Source organism: Xylophilus sp. Leaf220 (assembly GCF_001421705.1).
Classification (GTDB): domain Bacteria; phylum Pseudomonadota; class Gammaproteobacteria; order Burkholderiales; family Burkholderiaceae_C; genus Xylophilus.
This window is the reverse complement of record NZ_LMKO01000001.1, coordinates 735,417-753,602: the sequence shown is the minus strand read 5'-3', so window position 1 is coordinate 753,602 and position 18,186 is coordinate 735,417. Positions and strand designations below refer to the sequence as shown.

Genomic DNA, 18,186 nt, shown 5'->3' with positions numbered 1-18,186 from the left:
CTCAGCGTGCGGCGGAGGGCGGGCGCGCCCGCAGTGCCGGGTGCTGCATGCCCGGCACCGGGTCCAGTTGGCCCAGCCCGTCCTTCGCGCCGGTGCGGCCCGCCACCTGCCAGGCCGTGCGCTGGCGCACCAGCCGGGCCAGCACTTCCAGCTCCTCGTCGGAGTGGTTCATCGGGGGCGCCGGCAGCAGTTGCCGGCCGGTGCCGTCGACCGGGTCGCGCTGGCTCCAGAACGGCTGGTGGTAGTCGGCACGGCTGGTCAGCTTGTCGGTGCCGGCCACCAGGTCGACCGTGCCGTAGCAGTTGCAGAAGTAGGTGCGGGGGTTCTCGCCGCCGTAGACCTGGGTGTAGACGCCGGTGCCGCGGATGCCGGCGGTCAGCGTCGGGGTGAGGATGGCGCGCTGCGGGCCGCGGCTCCAGACGCTGGTGACCGCGCCGGTGGCCAGCCGCAGCAGGCTGACCGTGTGCAGCGTAGCGCCGCGCTCGACCACCAGGTGCGATTCGGGCCGCATCCGGAACGCGTCGCCGCCGATGACGAAGACCAGGCTGGAGCCGGGGCCGGTCTGCAGCGTGTCGCCGGTGACGATGGTGGCGTCGGGCGAGAGCCGCTGGCCGTTGCGCAGCACGTCGCCCTGCAGCGCCACGATGTTGCCGCGGCTCTGCGCCTGGGCGGCGGTGCCGCCGGCGGCGGTCCAGGCGGCGGCACTGCGGAGGAAATCGCGGCGGCGGAACCAGAACACGTCCGCATCGGGTCGGGCTTCCGGGAAGGCTGTGCGCATCGGCGTGACCGGTTAGAGGGAGGTGCCGCCAGTATCGTCGGGTGGCGGCCCAAAGCAAGCGATAAAAGCCGGGTATATCGAAGCGAAGAACATGCTGGCGATCACCAGCATCGACCCGGCCACCAGGCCGACCGTCAGCAGCGCCGAGGCCGACGAGCCCCCGCCCAGCACCAGTGCCAGCAGCGTGGCCAGCACCCCCACCGCCATGCCGCAGCCGATGAACACCACGATCCAGGCCAGCAGGAACACCATGCAGGCACCCGCGTTGCGCAGCGCCGCCACCAGGCCGAAGAACACGCTCTTGGCCGGCGTCACCCCGTACCAGTAGACCAGCGCCGCGGCGTTCGAGAACAGCAGCAGCAGCGGCACGGTAAGCGCCAGGGTGAACCACAGCCAGCCGGGCACGCCGTCGCGCATCAGGGTCTCGCGGTCCATCCGGGTGTCGGCCGCGGCGGCGCCGTCGTCCAGCAGCGAGGCCGCGCCCATCACCAGCACGCAGGCCACGGCGAAGAAGACGCCCAGCAGCAGCATCGCGACGGTGCGCGGCTTGCCCTGGCGCAGCCCGGCGAAGAGCAGGCCGGCGCGGGCCGGGCGGCCCTGCGCGGCCTCGTGCGCGCCGGCCACCATGCCGGCCAGGAACACCGGCGTCAGCACCAGGGCCGCCGCCACGCCGACGATCGGCACCACCGCCAGCACCGAGCTGAGCAGCTGCATGAACAGGAACAGCACCGCCAGCGACAGCGGCTGCCGCGCGAAGAGACGCATGCCGGAGCGGACCCATTGCAGGCCGGTGCGTGCAGGGACGATATGGAGTTGCATGGAAGCGGTGGGATCGCGCCGTTCAAGCGGCGCAGAGGGCATCGACGCGGCCGCGCAGCACCCGCTCGAAATGGGTCGGATCGTGCGGCGTAAGCAGCGCGGCCTGGCGCGGCAGGTGGAAGTCCCACAGCCGCGAGATCCAGAAGCGCAGCGCCGCGGCGCGCAGCATCGCGGGCATCAGGACACGCTCGGCCGGCTCCAGCGGACGCACCGCGGCGTAGGCCTGCAGCAGGGCGTCGGCCCGGGCATCGTCCTGCAGGCCGGTGGTCCAGTCGATGCACCAGTCGTTCAGGCACACCGCCAGGTCGAAGGCGAAGCTGTCCCAGCCGGCGAAGTAGAAGTCGAAGAAGCCGGTGAGCGTCTCGCCGTCGAACATCGCGTTGTCGCGGAACAGGTCGGCATGCACCGGGCCGCGCGGCAGCGCCGTGTAGTCGGGCGATGCGGCCACATGGTTCTGGTAGGCCAGCTCGGACCGCAGCAGCGTCGCCTGGGCGGGCTCCAGGTGGGGCAGCACGCTGGGCACCACCTCGTTCCACCAGGCCAGGCCGCGCAGGTTGGGCTGGATCCGGGAGAAGTCGCGGCCGGCCAGGTGCATCCGGGCCAGCATCTCGCCCAGGGCACGGCAATGCGCCGCGCCGGGCTTCAGTTCGCTCGCGCCGCGCAGCCGGTTCACCACCGCGGCGGGCTTGCCGCAGAGCTGGTGCAGCACGTTGCCGGTGCGGTCGGGCGCCGGATCGGGCACCGGGATGCCGCGGGCGGCCAGGTGCTGCATCAGGTACAGGTAGAAGGGCAGCTGCTCGGCCGTCAGCCGCTCGAACAGGGTCAGCACGAACTCGGCCTGGCGGCCGGGCGTGTCGGCATCGCCTTCCTGCCAGGTGGTGGCGAAGTAGTTGGTGTTCTCGATGCCGCCGGCGATGCCGCGCAGCTCCAGCAGTTCGCCCAGCCGCAGCTGGCGCATCAGTTTGCGTGCCTCGTCCGCGGAGACTTCGGTGAATACGGCCATGGAATCGGGGAGGGAGGCCGGAGCGGGTGTCCGGCAGGGACGATGAAGACCGGGCGGGCCGGGAGGGCCGGGCTCTAGAAGCCCATGACGCGCCAGACGCGCTGGCCGGTATCGGATTCGGCGCCGTCGCGCGCGGCGGGCCGGCGGCGGGTGCCGTCGGTAGGCGTGATCTCGTACTGCGGCACCTCGGCCTTGGGTTGCACGGTGATGCTCTGGGTCTGGCCGCCATAGCGCACCTCGTCGACCCGGCTGCCGCCGTCCTCCACCCGGATCCGTTCGACCCGCTGCTCGACCTTGGCGCCCGCGGGCGGGGGCACGTCGGCCAGGGTGGCGGGGGCGGCGGCCGGGGCCTGGGCGAAAGCCGGCAGGCAGACCAGGCCGGCCAGCGCCAGCGAGCGCCGGAAGCCGGCCGAGAGAAGGGAGGAGGTGGGGGCGGCGCGCATCGGCGGATTGTAGGCGGTGGCCGGTCGGCCGTGCCCCCGATTCCCCCGTGCGCCGCAGGCCCGATGCGGGTATCCGCACGCCGGTGGCGGCCAGGGGTGGGCAGGCACAATCGGCCCATGAGCGACACCCCCTCCGCACCGCTGCCGGACGCAGCCGACACGCCCGAAGCATCCGCGACCGCCGCCCCTGCACCTGCCGCATCCGCTGCGGCCTCTCCGGCGCGCAAGACGCTGCTGCTGGTCGACGGCTCCAGCTACCTCTACCGCGCCTTCCACGCCATGCCTGACCTGCGGGCGGTACCGGGCGACCCGTCCAGCCCTGCCACCGGTGCCATCCGCGGCATGGTCAACATGCTGGCGGCGCTGCGGCGCGAGGTGCGGGCCGACTACGTCGCCTGCATCTTCGACGCCAGCGGCCCCACCTTCCGCGACACGCTCTACCCCGACTACAAGGCCCAGCGCGCCCCGATGCCCGACGACCTGCGCAGCCAGATCCCGGCGATCCACGAGGTGGTGAAGCTGCTGGGCTGGCCGGTGCTGGTGGTGCCCGACGTGGAGGCCGACGACGTCATCGGCACCCTGGCCGCCTGCGGTTCCCGCCAGGCGGTCGAGGTGATCGTCTCCAGCGGCGACAAGGACCTGAGCCAGCTGGTCGACGAGCACATCACCATCATCGACACGATGAACGGCAAGCGGCGCGACGTGGCCGGCGTGACGGCCGAGTTCGGCGTGCCGCCTTCCCTGATGCTCGACTACCAGACGCTGGTGGGCGACACGGTCGACAACGTGCCGGGCGTGCCCAAGGTCGGGCCCAAGACGGCCGCCAAATGGCTGATGGAGTACGGATCGCTCGACGCGCTGATGGCGCGCGCCGACGAGATCAAGGGCGTGGCCGGCGAGAACCTGCGCGCCGCCCGCGACTGGCTGCCCAAGGGCCGCGAGCTGCTCACCATCCTCACCGACTGCAGCCTCGACGGCCATGTCAAGGGCCTGCCGGCGCTCGCCGAACTCGAGCCGGCGCCGCAGCAGACCGAGGCGCTCAAGGCTTTCTACGAACGCTACGGCTTCAAGAGCCTGGCCCGTGCGCTGGACGTGCAGGACACGCCGCCCGAGCTGATCGAGGAAAGCCAGAAGAAGCGCCGCGCCGCCCGTGGCGCCGACCAGGGCCCCGGCCTGTTCGACGAGCCGAGCGGAGAAGCCGATGCGGCCGCGTCGGCCGCCAGCAACCTGCGCTACGACGTGCTGCTGGACTGGCCGGCTTTCGACGCCTGGTTCGCCCGGGTGCAGGCCGCCGACCTGGTCGCGATCGACACCGAGACCACCTCGCTCGACGAGATGCGCGCCGAGATTGTCGGCATCAGCTGGAGCGTCGAGCCCGGCGAGGCCGCCTACGTGCCGCTGATGCACGACTACCCCGACGCACCGGCCCAGCTGCCGCGCGACGAGGTGCTGGCCCGGCTCAAGCCCTGGCTGGAGGACGGCAGCCGCGCCAAGCTGGGCCAGCACGTGAAGTACGACCGGCACGTCTTCGCCAACCACGGCGTCGAGGTGCAGGGCTACGCCCACGACACCATGCTGCAGAGCTACGTGCTCGAAGTGCACAAGCCCCACGGCCTGGCCAGCCTGGCCGAGCGGCACCTGGGCCGCAGCGGCATCGCCTACGAGGACCTGTGCGGCAAGGGCGCCAAGCAGATCCCCTTCGGCCAGGTGGCGATCGACAAGGCCGCCGAATACTCCTGCGAGGACTCCGACCAGACCCTCGACGTGCACCGCACCCTCTGGCCGCAGCTGGAGCAGAACGACGCGCTGCGCGGCATCTACGACCTGGAGATGGCCAGCAGCGAGGCGCTCTACCGCGTCGAGCGCAACGGCGTGCTGATCGACGCCGCGGTGCTGCAGGCCCAGAGCCACGACCTGGGCCAGCGTATCGTGCAGCTCGAGACCGAAGCCTACGAGATCGCCGGCCAGCCCTTCAACCTGGGCAGCCCCAAGCAGCTGGGCGAGATCTTCTTCGACAAGCTCGGCATGCCGGTGGTGAAGAAGACCGCCACCGGCGCCCGCAGCACCGACGAGGAAGTGCTGGAGAAGCTGGCCGAGGACTACCCGCTGCCCGCCAAGCTGCTGGAGCACCGCAGCCTCTCGAAGCTCAAGGGCACGTACACCGACAAGCTGGCGCTGCTGGCCCTGCCGCGCACCGGCCGGGTCCACACGCACTATGCGCAGGCGGTGGCCGTCACCGGACGGCTCTCCAGCAACGACCCCAACCTGCAGAACATCCCGATCCGCACCGCAGAAGGCCGGCGGGTGCGCGAGGCCTTCGTCGCGCCCGCGGGCAGCGTGATCGCCAGCGCCGACTACAGCCAGATCGAGCTGCGGATCATGGCCCACATCAGCGGCGACGCGGCCCTGCTGCGCGCCTTCACCGAAGGCATCGACGTGCACCGCGCGACCGCGGCCGAGGTGTTCGGCGTGGCGGTCGACCAGGTGAGCAGCGAGCAGCGCCGCTATGCCAAGGTGATCAACTTCGGTTTGATCTACGGCATGAGCAGCTTCGGCCTGTCGAAGGCGCTGGCCATCGAGACCAAGGCCGCGGCCGCCTACATCGACCGCTACTTCCAGCGCTTCTCGGGGGTGAAGGTCTACATGGACGAGACCCGCCAGTCGGCCAAGGAGCAGGGCTATGTCGAGACCGTGTTCGGCCGCCGGCTCTACCTGCCCGAGATCAACTCGCCCAACGGCCCGCGCCGCGGCGGCGCCGAGCGTGCCGCGATCAACGCGCCGATGCAGGGCACCGCGGCCGACCTGATCAAGAAGAGCATGGTCGAGGTGCAGCGGGTGCTCGACGCCGAACAGCGCGGCACGAAGATGGTGATGCAGGTGCACGACGAACTCGTCTTCGAGGTGCCCGAGGCCGAGGTGGAATGGGTGCGCACCGCGGTGCCGCGCATCATGGCCGAGGTGGCCGACCTGAAGGTGCCGCTGCTGGCCGAGATCGGCTTCGGGCCGAACTGGGACAAGGCGCACTGAGCGGCGGGGCCGGCCGGTGGCGGCCGCGTCGCTTCCGCCAGCGTCCCGGTGGCGCGCCCGCCTTGCTCTACCGCCCGTTCCAGGCCCTGGCTACCAGGTCGCGGTAGTGCACGGCAGGCCGCTCCAGCAACCCTTGCAAAACAGTCGCGTCGGCCACGTTGTCGGTGCCCAGCATCGCCAGGCTTTCGCTGCACCAGGGCGATGCCGGCACCAGATCGCCCAGCCGGGCGCTGAGCCGGGTGAGCGGCTCGGGCAGCGGCAGTACACCGGCCTTGCCGTGGCCGGACTGGGCGCGCAGGCTGGCGATCAGGTCGCCCATCGGGAGCGCCTCGGGGCCGGCGCATTCGACCACGCCCTGGCGGTCGGCCGCACGGCCGAGCAGGGCGGCGATCGCCTCGGCCAGGTCCTGCACCGCGACCGGCTGCACCCGCGCGTTCAGCACCGGGCGCGGCAGCACCACCACCGGCAGCTTCGCCAGGTTCATGAACAGCGCGCTGCTGGCGCCGCCCTTGCCGAAGACCACGCTCGGCCGCACGACGCAGGCCGACAGGGCCGTGCCGCCGTCTGCAGGCGCGCGGGCGGCCAAGGCCAGCAGATGTTCGTCGGCCGCGCGCTTGGTGCTGGCGTACTGCGTGTCGCCGCCGTCCACGCCCAGCGCCGAGACCTGCACCACCCGCCGCACGCCGGCCTGGGCGCAGGCGTCGAAGAGGGCCCGCGGCGCATCGCGGTGCAGGGCGGCGATCCGCTGGCGCGGGCTGTCGCGCAGCACCCCGACCGCGTTGACCACCGCATCGATGCCGGCCAGCCGCGGCAGCCAGGCGGCCGCCGACAGGTCGCGGGTGAAATCGACCGTGCACTGGTCGGGGCTGGAGGGTTTGCGGCGCGGCGAGATGCCCTCGACCACCCGGTGGCCGTCGGCGCGCAACCGCGCGGCCACGTGCCGGCCGACGAAACCGGTCGCGCCGGTGAGAAAGATGTTCGACATGGGGGCGGTGCCTTTCGGTTGTGATCGGTCGCTGGCGCACAGGAGGTGTTCCCGTATGGCTGCGGCAGGGTCATGCGCAATGTAGACCCGTGCCGCATACACGCGGCAACACGCGGTAGCCGCGCTATCTGCCTACACTGGCGGCTCATTTCATCCCTGGAGAAACCGATGCTGCGCGACGACGACATGAAATCCGACTTCGATTCCCTGCTGCCCGGCCGCAGCACCGAGCAGGGCGCCAGCCGCCGCACCGCGCTGAAGACCGCGCTGGGCGTGGGCTATGCGGCGGCCACGCTGCCGATCATGGCGCAGACGGTGGTCTCCACCCCCGCCGACGGCCTGCGCGTCGGCGCCCTCGACTACGAGGTCGCCGGCTTCCGGGTGCCGGGCTACTACGCCGCGCCGGCCGGCAAGACCGGCGTGCCGGTGATCCTGGTGATCCAGGAAATCTTCGGCGTGCACGAGTACATCCGCGACACCTGCCGCCGCCTGGCCAAGCTGGGCTACCTGGCCATCGCGCCCGAGATGTTCGCCCGCCAGGGCGATCCGCAGAAGGTCACCGAAATGGCGCGGCTGCAGGCCGAGATCGTCTCAAAGGTGCCCGACGCGCAGGTGATGGCCGACCTCGACGGCGCACTGAAGTGGGCGGCGGCCAACGGCGGCGACGTGTCGCGCGCCGGCATCACCGGCTTCTGCTGGGGCGGCCGGATCACCTGGCTCTACGCCGCGCAGGGCCCGGTGAAGGCGGGCGTCGCCTGGTACGGCCGGCTGGTGGGCCAGGCCAGCGAACTGACGCCCCGCCACCCGGTGGACGTGGCCGCCAACCTCAAGGCGCCGGTGCTCGGCCTCTACGGCGGCGCCGACACCGGCATCCCGCTCGATACTGTTGATAAAATGAAATCATCTTTGGCGGCCGGCTCGGCCGCCGCCAAGGCGTCGCAGTTCGTGGTGTACCCGGAAGCCGGCCACGCCTTCCATGCCGACTACCGCCCCAGCTACCGCAAGGACGCGGCGGAAGACGGCTGGAAGCGGGCGCTGGAGTGGTTCAAGACCCACGGCGTCGTCTGAAGCCGGGCTTCGGGGCGGCTTCCGCCGCACCGGGCCGCACGCGAAACCGCCCGCCCCGTCGGGCGGTTTTTTTCTGCCGGGCGATCCTTGAACGAAATAGGGCGCTTGCCCGTGTTTGACAACGGCTTCTAGCTATGACTTTGATAGCAATCGTGGTGGGAACGCTGGTGGCCGGCATCGGCAGCGTCTGGGTGGCGGCCGCTTTGCTGCGGCTGGGCGTCGGCGGGCGGGCGCACGGAGGCGTCGGGCCCCAGCACCTGCTGAGCCTGGCGGCCGGTGCGCTGCTGGCGACCGCCTTCATGCACCTGCTGCCCGAAGCCTTCGAGAGCACCGTCTCGCCGCAGGTGCTGTTCGCCACGCTGCTGGTCGGGCTGGTGTTCTTCTTCCTGCTCGACAAGGCCGAACTGTGGCACCACGGCCACGAGCACGGCGCGGGGCCTGACACCGCCGACGCGGGGCGTGCCGAGGGCCACGACCACGCAGGCCACGCCCACGGGCACCACCACCATCACCACCACGCTCGGGCCGACGGCCAGCGCGCCGGCGCCTGGGCGGTGCTGACCGGCGACAGCGTGCACTGCTTCGGCGACGGCGTGCTGATCGCCTCGGCCTTCGCGGCCGACATCCGCCTGGGTTTCGTCGCCGCGCTGGCGGTGCTGGCGCACGAGGTGCCGCACCACATGGGCGACCTGATCGTGGTGCGCCAGACCAGTGCCAACCGCCGCGCCGCGCTGGTCAAGGTCTCGCTGGCCGGCGGCCTGACGGTGTTGGGCGGCCTGGTCGGCCACCTGCTCGTCGACCAACTGCACGGCCTGCTGCCCTACCTGCTGGTCGTCGCCTCGAGCAGCTTCCTCTACGTGGCCCTGGCCGACCTGATCCCCCAGCTGCAGAAGCGCCTGACCGCCCGCCAGACGGTGACCCAGGTGGCCTGGCTGCTGGCCGGCATCGCGCTGGTCACCGCCGCGAGCATGCTGGCCCACGGCGGCCACGACCATGGACACGACCACGGCGACGCGCACGAAAGCCATGCGGACCACGACCATGCGGCGCAGGACGCATCGGGTGCGACCTCGGGCGGTGTCGCGCCTGCCGAAGCGGGCAAATAGACCCGGCACCCGGTTCGCGGTCGTAGCGTGAGAGTTGACCGAAGGTCCGCGCGGGAAGCCGCACGGTGTCTTCGGGGAAACCTGTCTCACTCGAGCCTGCCGCTCATGCCTTTCTTCTTCTGGCCGGTTGCAGTGCTGCGCCGCCATGCGTTCCGCCGGACGTTTCCTGCGGATGCACGAACCCGATCGGACGCTTGGGCGGTTCCGGCGGAGCGGTCAACGCGCGGATCGCGTCGAACACCTGGCGAAGCTGGTTGCGCGTGTTGCGGCTGAAGGTGTCGTGGTCGAGCTCCAGGCGCCCTGTCCGTTCTTCCAGCTCGGCCAGTCGCGCAGCGAGATCGTCGTGCAGGTTGCCGGCCTGGCGCAGCCGGACGAATGCCCGTACGACATAGATGCCCATCTCGACCGCCTGCGGCGACGCCAGCACGTTGGCCAACGCCACTGCACCGTATTCGGTGAACGCGAAGGGCAGGGATCGGGAAAACTTCAACTGCCGGAGGTGGTCACAGTGTGTGACCACCTCCGTCTTTTCCGAGGCGTCGAGCTGGAACAAGAAATCGGCCGGGAAGCGCGCTGCGTTGCGCTTGACGGCCTGGTTGAGCGCCTTGGTGGGCACGCCGTACAGCTCTGCCAGGTCTGCGTCGATCAACACCTTGATGCCGCGCAGGACCTGGATGCGTCCCTCGATCCGCGGCAGCAGCGCCGTGCCCGTCGTGGTGCGGGGCGGGGTGTCCATGGTCATGTCGCGGCCGGTGCCGGCCTCAGTGCGACAGCGCTTCCCGCACCGCCGACATCTGCCGGCGCGACACGGCCAGCGCCTCGGGCACGCCGTGCACCCGCACGGCCCAGCCTTCGCCCTCCACCGTGTCGTAGTGCCGCTCCAGCGCCCGCACCGCGCGCCGGGCGACCAGGGCGTTGCGGTGGATGCGGATGAAGCGGGGGGCGAAGCGTTCTTCCAGGTCCTGCAGGGAGCCGTCGAGGATGTAGCTGCGCAGGGCGGTGCGCACGGTGACGTACTTCAACTCGGCCTTCAGGTAGAGCACCTCGTCGAGCGGCACCCGCTCGGTGCGGCCGCGGTCCTGGATCAGCAGCGACGGGGGCTCGGGCGGCGACAGGTCGGGCGCTGGCGCGGCGGTGCTGCGCTGGGCCTTCTGCAGGGCCTGCTGCAGGCGCGGCAACCGCACCGGCTTGGTCAGGTAGTCGGCGGCATCCAGCTCGAAGGCGTTCAGCGCGTGCTCCGAATGGGCGGTGACGAAGACGATCGCCGGTGGCTGCGGCAAGGCGCGCAGGATACCTGCGAGCGCCATGCCGTCGGTGCCCGGCATGTTGATGTCGAGCAGGACCACGTCGAACCGCCGGGCCTGCAGCAGGGCCTGCGCCTGTTCGGCGTCCCCGGCTTCCTCCACATGCGCCGCCGCGGGTGCGCTGCAGTCGCCCAGCAGGGTGCGCAGCCGCTGTCGGGCCAGGGGTTCGTCGTCGACGATGAGGATGTCGAGAGTCATGATGGTGGAAGTGCGGTCGAGGAATGGAAACAAGAGGGGAGGGCGGCGCGCTCAGGCCGGCAGGCGGATGCGGACCAGGTAGGCATCGCCGCGCCGTTCGGCGCGGAAATCGCTCTCCACGTCGTGCAGCAGGGCCAGCCGGGCGCGCACGTTGGCCTGTGCGATGCCGTGGCCTTCGCGTGCCGGCGCCGGGCGCTCCGGCGTTGCGGGCGGAAGGCTGTTGAGGATCTTGATGACGACGACGTTGCCGCGCCGCTCGGTGGAGACGCGCACCCGGGTGCCGTGGCCGGTGGCCTCCACGCCGTGCACCACCGCGTTCTCCACCAGCGGCTGCAGCAGCAGCGGCGGCACGCGGGCGCCGTCGGCGGCGGTGTCGAGCATCCACTCGACCCGCAGCCGGTCGCCGAAGCGCACCTGCTCGATCGCCAGGTAGCGCTGGGCCAGCGCGATCTCCTCGCCGAGCGTGGTCGAGTCGCCGTGCTCGACCAGCGCGTAGCGGAACAGGTCGCTCAGGTCTTCGAGCAGCGCCTCGGCGCGCGAGGGCTCGGCCCGCACCAGGGCGATGGCGCTGTTGAGGGTGTTGAACAGGAAGTGCGGCCGGATGCGGGCCTGCAGCACCGCGAGCTGGGCCGTCACCGCCGCCGGCGTGCGGCCCTGGGCGCGCAGCGCCAGGCCCACGACCAGCACCACCGCGACCAAGGCGCCGGCGCAGGCCGACGCGAACCAGGGGGGCGGCAGCGCGCCGTCGATGCGGGTCAGGGCATGCAGGCCGCAGGCGGCCACGCCGGCCGCCGCGCCCAGGGCGGCGCAGGCGGCGTACTGGCCGGCGGCGTTCAGGGGAGCCAGCAGCCGGCGCAGGCTGCAGGCCGCCAGCAGCCAGGCCAGGGTGGCCGGCAGCACCGCGCTGGTGAAGGTCGCCAGGCGGTAGAGCCAGTCCAGCGCATCGGTGGCGCCGAACATCACGCCGGTGCCCACCACCGTCTCCACCAGCAGTACCGCGCGCAGCACCACGCCGAGCCGGCAGGCGTCGAACGGCCCGGACGGCAACGGCTGCGCCGCTGCGGCCGCAGCGGCAGGTGGTGGTGGCACCGATAAGATTGGCGGTTCTTTCATGAGCAGGCAGTCGGCACGCCCGGTTGTTCGCGTAACAGATTATTACCACTTCCATGGCATCCAGCTCCATTCCGCTTTCCCCCAGCAACCAGCTTGACAAGAAATCGGAGGCGTGGTCGGCCCTGTTTTCCGAGCCGATGAGCGATCTGGTGAAGCGCTACACCTCGAGCGTTTTCTTCGACAAGCGGTTGTGGCAGGCCGACATTCGCGCAAGCCTTGCGCATGCCGACATGCTGGCCGCGCAGGCCGTCATCGGCAGCGACGACCACGTCCAGATCCAGCGCGGCATGGCGCAGATTTCCAGCGAGATCGAAAGCGGCGCCTTCGAGTGGAAACTCGACCTGGAAGACGTCCACCTCAACATCGAGGCGCGCCTGACGCAACTGGTCGGCGACGCCGGCAAGCGGCTGCATACCGGCCGCAGCCGCAACGACCAGGTGGCCACCGACGTGCGGCTCTGGCTGCGCGGCGAAATCGACCTGATCGACGGCCTGCTGACCGACCTGCAGCGGGCCCTGGTCGACATCGCCGACCGCAACACCGAGGTGATCCTGCCGGGCTTCACCCACTTGCAGGTGGCCCAGCCGGTGTCGTTCGGACACCACATGCTGGCCTATGTCGAGATGTTCGCCCGCGACGCCGAGCGCATGGCCGACGTGCGCCGTCGGGTCAACCGCCTGCCGCTGGGCGCCGCCGCGCTGGCCGGCACCAGCTATCCGCTCGACCGCGAGCGGGTGGCCCGCACGCTGGAGATGGAGGGTGTCTGCCAGAACAGCCTGGACGCGGTGAGCGACCGCGATTTCGCGATCGAGTTCACCGCCGCCGCCTCGCTGGCGATGGTGCACGTCAGCCGCCTCTCGGAAGAGCTGATCCTGTGGATGAGCCAGAGCTTCGGCTTCATCGACATCGCCGACCGCTTCTGCACCGGCTCGTCGATCATGCCGCAGAAGAAGAACCCCGACGTGCCCGAGCTGGCCCGCGGCAAGACCGGCCGGGTGGTCGGCCACCTGATGGGCCTGATCACCCTGATGAAGGGCCAGCCCCTGGCCTACAACAAGGACAACCAGGAAGACAAGGAGCCGCTGTTCGACACCGTCGACACGCTCAAGGACACGCTGCGCATCTTCGCGGAGATGGTCGGCGGCATCACCGTCAAGCCCGAAGCGATGGAGCGCGCCGCCAGGCGCGGCTACGCCACCGCGACCGACCTGGCCGACTACATGGTCAAGAAGGGCCTGCCGTTCCGCGACGCGCACGAGGCGGTCGCCCATGCGGTGAAGACGGCCATCGCCCAGGGCGTCGACCTGTCGGAGCTGCCGCTGGAAGCGCTGCAGGCGTTCAACCCGAAGATCGAGGCCGACGTGTACGAGGTGCTGAGCCTGCGCGGCTCGCTCAACGCCCGCAGCACGCTGGGCGGCACCGCGCCGGCGCTGGTGCGGCAGCAGGTGGCGCGCCACCGCACGCGCCTGGGCTGACGACCCGGCGCGGCGGCCTCAGCTTCGCCTCAGGTGCGCCGCGCAGAATCCGGGCTTTTCTGCAATCCTGGGGAGTGGCATGCGCTTGTTGCTGGTCGAAGACGACACCATGATCGGCGAGGCCCTGCTCGACCTGCTGCGCGCCGAGCGATACGCGGTGGATTGGGTGCGCGACGGGGACATGGCCGACACGGCGCTGCGCAGCGAGCGCTACGACCTGGTGCTGCTCGACCTCGGCCTGCCCCGGCGTGACGGGCTGGAGGTGCTGCGCGGCCTGCGCGCCCGCCAGGACAAGGTGCCGGTGCTGGTCGCCACCGCTCGCGACGCGGTTGCCGACCGGGTGGCCGGACTCGACGCCGGGGCCGACGACTACGTGGTCAAGCCCTACGACACCGACGAACTGCTGGCCCGCATCCGCGCCCTGATCCGCCGCGGCGAGGGCCAGGCCGGGCCCACCTTCTCGCAGCGCGGGGTGACGCTCGACCCCGCCACCCACCAGGCCACCCTGCACGGCCAGCCGGTAGGCCTGTCGGCCCGCGAATGGGCGGTGCTGGAGCCGATGCTGGCGCGGCCCGGCGTGGTCTTCTCCCGCACCCAGCTGGAGGCCAAGCTCTTCGGCTGGAAGGACGACGTCAGCAGCAACGCGGTCGAGGTCTACATCCACGGCGTGCGCAAGAAGCTGGGCGCCGACCTCATCCAGACGGTGCGGGGCCTGGGCTACCTGGTGCCGAAGGACTGACGCCCGTGATCGCCCCGCTGCTGCACCGCCTGGCCCCCCGCTCGCTGCGCACCCGGCTGCTCGGCCTGGTGCTGGCCTGCATCCTGGTGGCGAGCGCGGTGCTGGCGGCCGGTGCCTACCGCGGCGCGCTGCGCGAGGCCGACGCCAGCAACGACCTGCACCTTCAGCAGGTGGCCCAGTCGCTGCGCAGCAACGTGCCGCTGGGCGCGCTGGAGGGGCTGGACGAGCGCGGCGACCTCGACCTGCTGGTGCAGATCTGGGGCCCCGACGGGGTGCAGCTCTATCGCTCGGCGCGGGCCACGCTGCCGCAGCATGCGGTGCTGGGCTTTTCCGACATCAGCGTCGACGGCGTCCGCTACCGCGTCTACTCGATCCAGACGCCGCTGCAGACGGTGCAGATCGCGCAGGACATGGACGCCCGCCAGGACCGGGCCCGCGCCCAGGCGCTGCGCGCCACGCTGCCGGCGCTGCTCACCGCGCCGCTGCTGATGCTGGCCGTCGCCTGGATCATCGCCCGCACCCTGGCGCCGGTGGAGCGGGTGCGGCGCCAGGTGGCCGGCCGCGCGGCGGACGACCTCGACCCGCTGCCCGAAGACGGCCTGCCCGACGAGGTGAAGCCGCTGGTCGAGGAGCTGAACCTGCTGTTCCACCGCACCCGCGGCGCCTTCGACGCGCAGCGCAACTTCGTCGCCGACGCGGCGCACGAGCTGCGCTCGCCGCTCACCGCACTCAAGCTGCAGGTGCAGGGCCTGCAGCGGGCCACCGACGACGCCGCACGCGACCGTGCGGCCCAGCGCCTGGGGCAGGGCATCGACCGGGCCATCACGCTGGTCGGCCAGTTGCTGGTGCTGGCGCGGCAGGATGCCGGCAGCCCGCAGGCGGCGGCCCCGGCCGATGTCGACCTGCAATCCCTGGTGCGCCGCACGGTGGCCGAGTGGCTGCCGCAGGCCCATGCCCGGCGCATCGACCTGGGCGTGCCCCGGGCCGATGCGGCCACGGTCCACGGGCAGGCCGAGGCGCTGGCGATCCTGCTGCGCAACCTGCTCGACAACGCGATCAAGTTCACGCCCGAGGGCGGCCGGGTCGATGTCGAACTGCGCGCCCAACCCGGCAACGGCCTGCTGCTGGCGGTGGACGACAGCGGCCCCGGCATCGCCGAAGCCGACCGCGACCGGGTGTTCGACCGCTTCTTCCGTAGCCCCGACGCCACCGCCGGCGGCAGCGGCCTGGGCCTGGCGATCGTCAAGGCGGTCGCCGACCGGCACGGGGCGCAGTTGCGGCTGGACCGTTCGGCGCAGTTGGGCGGTTTGCGGATCGAGGTGCGGTGGCCGGAGGCCTAGAACGCCGGGTTCGACCGTAGACGGCTCGCTGGCGGGGCCCGTACGATACGCAGCCAAACCCTCCGGCCCGTTCCCGCACCGCCAAATGCTCTTTTCGCCGCACAGCCTGCATCGCCGCGTCTACCCGCTGCGGGTGCTGGGCATGGGGCTCGGCGGGCTGGTCGCGTCGGTGGTGCTGTGGGGCCACGAGGGCACTTCGGCCGGTGCCTGGATCGCGGTGGCGTTGCCGGCGCTGGTCTGGCCGCACCTGGCCTACCAGATCGCGCGGCGCAGCGCCGACCCCTACCGCGCCGAACTGCGCAACCTGCTGGCGGATTCGGTCTTCACCGGCATGTGGGTGCCGCTGATGCAGTTCAACCTGCTGCCCAGCGTGCTGCTGCCGACGCTGACCACCGTCGACAAGCTCACCACCGGCATCCGCGGGCTGTGGGCCTGGTCGATCGCCGCCATGCTGGCGGGCGCGGTGGTCAGCGGCTTCGTGCTGGGCTGGCCGGTGTCGCCGGAAAGCGCGATGCCGGTGGTCGTCGCCTGCCTGCCGGTGCTGGTTCTGCACACCGTCTCGGTCAGCCTGGTGAGCTACGGCCTGATCCGCAAGGTGGTGCGGCAGAACCGGCAGCTCGACGAACTGCGCCGCATCGACGCCCTCACCGGGCTTTTCGGCCGCGGCCACTGGCAGGAGCAGGCCGAGGCGGCCCTGCTGCGCTGCCGCGGGGCGGGCGAGACGGCCAGCATGGTGATGCTCGACATCGACCATTTCAAGCAAATCAACGACCGCTGGGGCCACACCGTCGGCGACGAGGTGATCTGCGCGGTGGCGCAGGCGGTGCGCAGCTGCGTGCGGGTACGCGACTGCGCCGGTCGCTACGGCGGCGACGAGTTCGCGATCCTGCTGCCGGGCCTGGACGGGCCGGAGGCCGAAGCCGTGGCGCGGCGCATCCACGCCCGCATCCGGTCGACGGCGGTCGAGGGCGTGGCCGGCCTGGCCTTCACCAGCAGCATCGGCGTGGCCGAGGCCCGGCGCGACCATGCGGCGCTGCGCGACTGGATGGACGCCGCCGACGCCGCGCTGTACACCGCCAAGCGCGAAGGCCGCGACCGCGTGGCCGCCGGCCCGTCCTCCGCCGCGGTCGTCTGACCGGCAGCACGCTGGAGGCCTGCACGGGCCGGGCATGGCTAAGCCTCGTCTAAGACCCGGATCGCATCATTCCTGCATCCCATCAGACCACCAGGAGTGACCATGCGACTCGATTCCCTGACCCAGACACCCACCCGCCTCGTCGTGGCGCTGCTGGCGGCCGGCGCCATCGGCGGTGCCGGCGTGTCCGCAGTGGAGTTCGCCCACAGCCATGTGCGGGCCGAGCCGGCGCCGGCGGTGCTGGCGGCCGCGCCCGGCGCGGCCATCGCGCTGCCCGATTTCTCCAGCATCACCAAGCGCTACGGCCCGGCGGTGGTCAACATCAGCGTGGTCGGCGCCACCAAGGTGGCCGACCGCGACGAGGCCGGCGCCGAAGCCGACGGCCTGCCCGACGATCCGTTCTTCGACTTCTTCCGCAGATTCCAGCAGCAGCAACAGCAAGGCGGCGCGCAGGGCCGCCGGGCCCGGCCGCATGCGGCGCCGATGCGCGGCGAGGGCTCGGGCTTCATCGTCAGCTCCGACGGCGTGATCCTCACCAACGCCCATGTGGTGAAGGATGCGAAGGAGGTCACCGTCAAGCTGACCGACCGGCGAGAACTGCGCGCCAAGGTGCTCGGCGCCGACGCCAAGACCGACATCGCGGTGCTGAAGGTCGAGGCCAAGGACCTGCCGGTGGTGGCGCTCGGCAAGGTGGCCGACCTGAACGTGGGCGAATGGGTGCTGGCGATCGGCTCGCCCTTCGGCTTCGAGAACACGGTGACCGCCGGCGTCGTCAGCGCCAAGGGCCGCGCCCTCCCGGACGACAGCGCGGTGCCCTTCATCCAGACGGACGTGGCGGTCAACCCCGGCAATTCCGGCGGGCCGCTCTTCAATGCCCGCGGCGAGGTGGTGGGCATCAACTCGCAGATCTACAGCCGCACCGGCGGCTACCAGGGCGTGTCGTTCGCGATCCCGATCGACCTGGCCAGCAAGATCCAGCAGCAGATCGTGGCGCACGGCAAGGTCGAGCACGCACGGCTCGGCGTGGCGGTGCAGGAGGTGAACCAGACGCTGGCCGATTCGTTCAAGCTGCCGACACCGGAGGGCGCACTGGTCGCCAACGTCGAGAAGGGCGGGCCGGCCGAGGCCGCGGGCCTGGAGAGCGGCGACGTGATCCGCAGGATCAACGGCCAGCCGGTGGTCTCGTCGGCCGACCTGCCGGCCAACATCGCCCTGGCGGTGCCCGGCGACAAGGTGACGATGGAGGTCTGGCGCAAGGGCGACAGCCGCCAGGTCACCGCTACCCTGGCGCCGATGAAGGCCAAGGGCACCGACGTGGCGGGCGCCGACGCCGAAGCCGGCCAGGGCCGCCTGGGCCTGGCGCTGCGGCCGCTGCAGCCCGACGAGCGGGCCGAGGCCGGCGTGGCCGGCGGCCTGCTGGTGCAGGACGCGAGCGGCGCGGCCGAACTGGCCGGCGTGCAGGCGGGCGACGTGCTGCTGGCGGTCAACGGCACGCCGGTGCGCAGCGTGGAGCAGGTGCGGGCGGTGGTCGGCAAGTCCGACAAGTCGGTCGCGCTGCTCGTGCAGCGCGGCGACAGCAAGATCTTCGTGCCGGTGCACCTGGGCTGAGAGAGCGCGGCGGTCGCAGGAGAAGGCGGACGCTGCAGTGGCAAC

At 71.5% G+C, this 18,186-nt stretch carries 16 protein-coding genes; 8 read left to right on the top strand and 8 right to left on the bottom strand.

Going from position 1 to position 18,186, the window contains the following annotated elements:
• Position 1: 1 nt before the first annotated feature.
• The 4 genes from ASE76_RS03420 to ASE76_RS03405 all read right to left on the bottom strand — a co-directional run bounded on the left by ASE76_RS03420 (position 2) and on the right by ASE76_RS03405 (position 3,043).
• Positions 2-778, bottom strand: coding sequence for a hypothetical protein (locus tag ASE76_RS03420; RefSeq protein ID WP_055834640.1), 777 nt, complete (start codon positions 776-778; stop codon positions 2-4).
• Positions 779-790: 12 nt separating this feature from the next.
• Positions 791-1,597: a BPSS1780 family membrane protein gene (locus ASE76_RS03415; RefSeq protein ID WP_055834637.1), complete on the bottom strand. Its 807-nt coding sequence runs from the start codon at positions 1,595-1,597 to the stop codon at positions 791-793.
• 22 nt (positions 1,598-1,619) lie between these two features.
• Complete coding sequence (locus ASE76_RS03410; RefSeq protein WP_055834634.1) at positions 1,620-2,600, bottom strand: homoserine kinase; 981 nt, start codon at positions 2,598-2,600, stop codon at positions 1,620-1,622.
• 74 nt (positions 2,601-2,674) lie between these two features.
• Positions 2,675-3,043, bottom strand: a complete 369-nt coding sequence (locus ASE76_RS03405; protein WP_055834631.1) for a hypothetical protein — start codon at positions 3,041-3,043, stop codon at positions 2,675-2,677.
• Positions 3,044-3,160: 117 nt separating this feature from the next.
• Here ASE76_RS03405 and polA point away from each other — a divergent pair, with 117 nt between their 5' ends.
• Positions 3,161-6,070, top strand: a complete 2,910-nt coding sequence (gene polA / locus ASE76_RS03400) for a DNA polymerase I (protein WP_082447876.1) — start codon at positions 3,161-3,163, stop codon at positions 6,068-6,070.
• 67 nt (positions 6,071-6,137) lie between these two features.
• Here the strand turns inward: polA and ASE76_RS03395 are convergent, their stop codons facing one another.
• Positions 6,138-7,055 carry an NAD-dependent epimerase/dehydratase family protein gene (locus tag ASE76_RS03395; protein ID WP_055834627.1) on the bottom strand — a complete coding sequence of 306 codons (918 nt, stop codon included), beginning with the start codon at positions 7,053-7,055 and terminating at the stop codon, positions 6,138-6,140.
• 168 nt (positions 7,056-7,223) lie between these two features.
• Between ASE76_RS03395 and ASE76_RS03390 the strand changes: the two genes are divergently transcribed.
• Entirely contained in the window at positions 7,224-8,123 is a 900-nt protein-coding gene (locus ASE76_RS03390) for a dienelactone hydrolase family protein (RefSeq protein ID WP_055834624.1), read from the top strand.
• 134 nt (positions 8,124-8,257) lie between these two features.
• The gene (locus ASE76_RS03385) at positions 8,258-9,229 is read left to right on the top strand and encodes a ZIP family metal transporter (RefSeq protein WP_055834621.1); all 972 of its coding nucleotides are present in this window, start codon (positions 8,258-8,260) and stop codon (positions 9,227-9,229) included.
• Positions 9,230-9,332: 103 nt separating this feature from the next.
• On the opposite strand, the gene ASE76_RS03380 is transcribed toward ASE76_RS03385, so the two are convergent.
• Genes ASE76_RS03380 through ASE76_RS03370 form a run of 3 tightly spaced genes read right to left on the bottom strand, consistent with a single transcriptional unit; the run spans position 9,333 to position 11,844 of the window.
• A complete protein-coding gene (locus ASE76_RS03380; protein WP_055835607.1) occupies positions 9,333-9,965 on the bottom strand; it encodes an ORF6N domain-containing protein in 633 nt (210 codons plus the stop codon).
• 25 nt (positions 9,966-9,990) lie between these two features.
• Complete coding sequence (locus tag ASE76_RS03375; RefSeq protein ID WP_055834619.1) at positions 9,991-10,731, bottom strand: LytTR family DNA-binding domain-containing protein; 741 nt, start codon at positions 10,729-10,731, stop codon at positions 9,991-9,993.
• A 51-nt stretch (positions 10,732-10,782) separates the two neighbouring features.
• Positions 10,783-11,844 (bottom strand): sensor histidine kinase, encoded by a 1,062-nt coding sequence (locus tag ASE76_RS03370; protein WP_055834616.1) that lies wholly within the window; start codon positions 11,842-11,844, stop codon positions 10,783-10,785.
• A 53-nt stretch (positions 11,845-11,897) separates the two neighbouring features.
• Between ASE76_RS03370 and argH the strand changes: the two genes are divergently transcribed.
• The 5 genes from argH (at position 11,898) to ASE76_RS03345 (ending at position 18,141) form a co-directional block, all read left to right on the top strand.
• On the top strand, positions 11,898-13,319 hold the full coding sequence (gene argH, locus ASE76_RS03365) for an argininosuccinate lyase (RefSeq protein ID WP_055834613.1): 1,422 nt from the start codon (positions 11,898-11,900) through the stop codon (positions 13,317-13,319).
• Between the two features lie 79 nt (positions 13,320-13,398).
• Positions 13,399-14,058, top strand: coding sequence for a response regulator transcription factor (locus tag ASE76_RS03360; RefSeq protein WP_055834610.1), 660 nt, complete (start codon positions 13,399-13,401; stop codon positions 14,056-14,058).
• A gap of 5 nt (positions 14,059-14,063) precedes the next feature.
• Positions 14,064-15,398, top strand: a complete 1,335-nt coding sequence (locus ASE76_RS03355) for an ATP-binding protein (protein ID WP_236698313.1) — start codon at positions 14,064-14,066, stop codon at positions 15,396-15,398.
• A gap of 85 nt (positions 15,399-15,483) precedes the next feature.
• On the top strand, positions 15,484-16,533 hold the full coding sequence (locus ASE76_RS03350; protein ID WP_055834604.1) for a diguanylate cyclase: 1,050 nt from the start codon (positions 15,484-15,486) through the stop codon (positions 16,531-16,533).
• 102 nt (positions 16,534-16,635) lie between these two features.
• Positions 16,636-18,141, top strand: coding sequence for a Do family serine endopeptidase (locus ASE76_RS03345; RefSeq protein ID WP_055834601.1), 1,506 nt, complete (start codon positions 16,636-16,638; stop codon positions 18,139-18,141).
• Positions 18,142-18,186: the final 45 nt, after the last annotated feature.

What these genes read in the sequence shown, in the direction of transcription:
- ASE76_RS03420 (WP_055834640.1), bottom strand. Translation starts at nt 778, where the DNA reads ATGCGCACAGCCTTCCCGGAAGCCCGACCCGATGCGGACGTGTTCTGG.
- ASE76_RS03415 (WP_055834637.1), bottom strand. Translation starts at nt 1,597, where the DNA reads ATGCAACTCCATATCGTCCCTGCACGCACCGGCCTGCAATGGGTCCGC.
- ASE76_RS03410 (WP_055834634.1), bottom strand. Translation starts at nt 2,600, where the DNA reads ATGGCCGTATTCACCGAAGTCTCCGCGGACGAGGCACGCAAACTGATG.
- ASE76_RS03405 (WP_055834631.1), bottom strand. Translation starts at nt 3,043, where the DNA reads ATGCGCGCCGCCCCCACCTCCTCCCTTCTCTCGGCCGGCTTCCGGCGC.
- polA (WP_082447876.1), top strand. Translation starts at nt 3,161, where the DNA reads ATGAGCGACACCCCCTCCGCACCGCTGCCGGACGCAGCCGACACGCCC.
- ASE76_RS03395 (WP_055834627.1), bottom strand. Translation starts at nt 7,055, where the DNA reads ATGTCGAACATCTTTCTCACCGGCGCGACCGGTTTCGTCGGCCGGCAC.
- ASE76_RS03390 (WP_055834624.1), top strand. Translation starts at nt 7,224, where the DNA reads ATGCTGCGCGACGACGACATGAAATCCGACTTCGATTCCCTGCTGCCC.
- ASE76_RS03385 (WP_055834621.1), top strand. Translation starts at nt 8,258, where the DNA reads ATGACTTTGATAGCAATCGTGGTGGGAACGCTGGTGGCCGGCATCGGC.
- ASE76_RS03380 (WP_055835607.1), bottom strand. Translation starts at nt 9,965, where the DNA reads ATGGACACCCCGCCCCGCACCACGACGGGCACGGCGCTGCTGCCGCGG.
- ASE76_RS03375 (WP_055834619.1), bottom strand. Translation starts at nt 10,731, where the DNA reads ATGACTCTCGACATCCTCATCGTCGACGACGAACCCCTGGCCCGACAG.
- ASE76_RS03370 (WP_055834616.1), bottom strand. Translation starts at nt 11,844, where the DNA reads ATGAAAGAACCGCCAATCTTATCGGTGCCACCACCACCTGCCGCTGCG.
- argH (WP_055834613.1), top strand. Translation starts at nt 11,898, where the DNA reads ATGGCATCCAGCTCCATTCCGCTTTCCCCCAGCAACCAGCTTGACAAG.
- ASE76_RS03360 (WP_055834610.1), top strand. Translation starts at nt 13,399, where the DNA reads ATGCGCTTGTTGCTGGTCGAAGACGACACCATGATCGGCGAGGCCCTG.
- ASE76_RS03350 (WP_055834604.1), top strand. Translation starts at nt 15,484, where the DNA reads ATGCTCTTTTCGCCGCACAGCCTGCATCGCCGCGTCTACCCGCTGCGG.
- ASE76_RS03345 (WP_055834601.1), top strand. Translation starts at nt 16,636, where the DNA reads ATGCGACTCGATTCCCTGACCCAGACACCCACCCGCCTCGTCGTGGCG.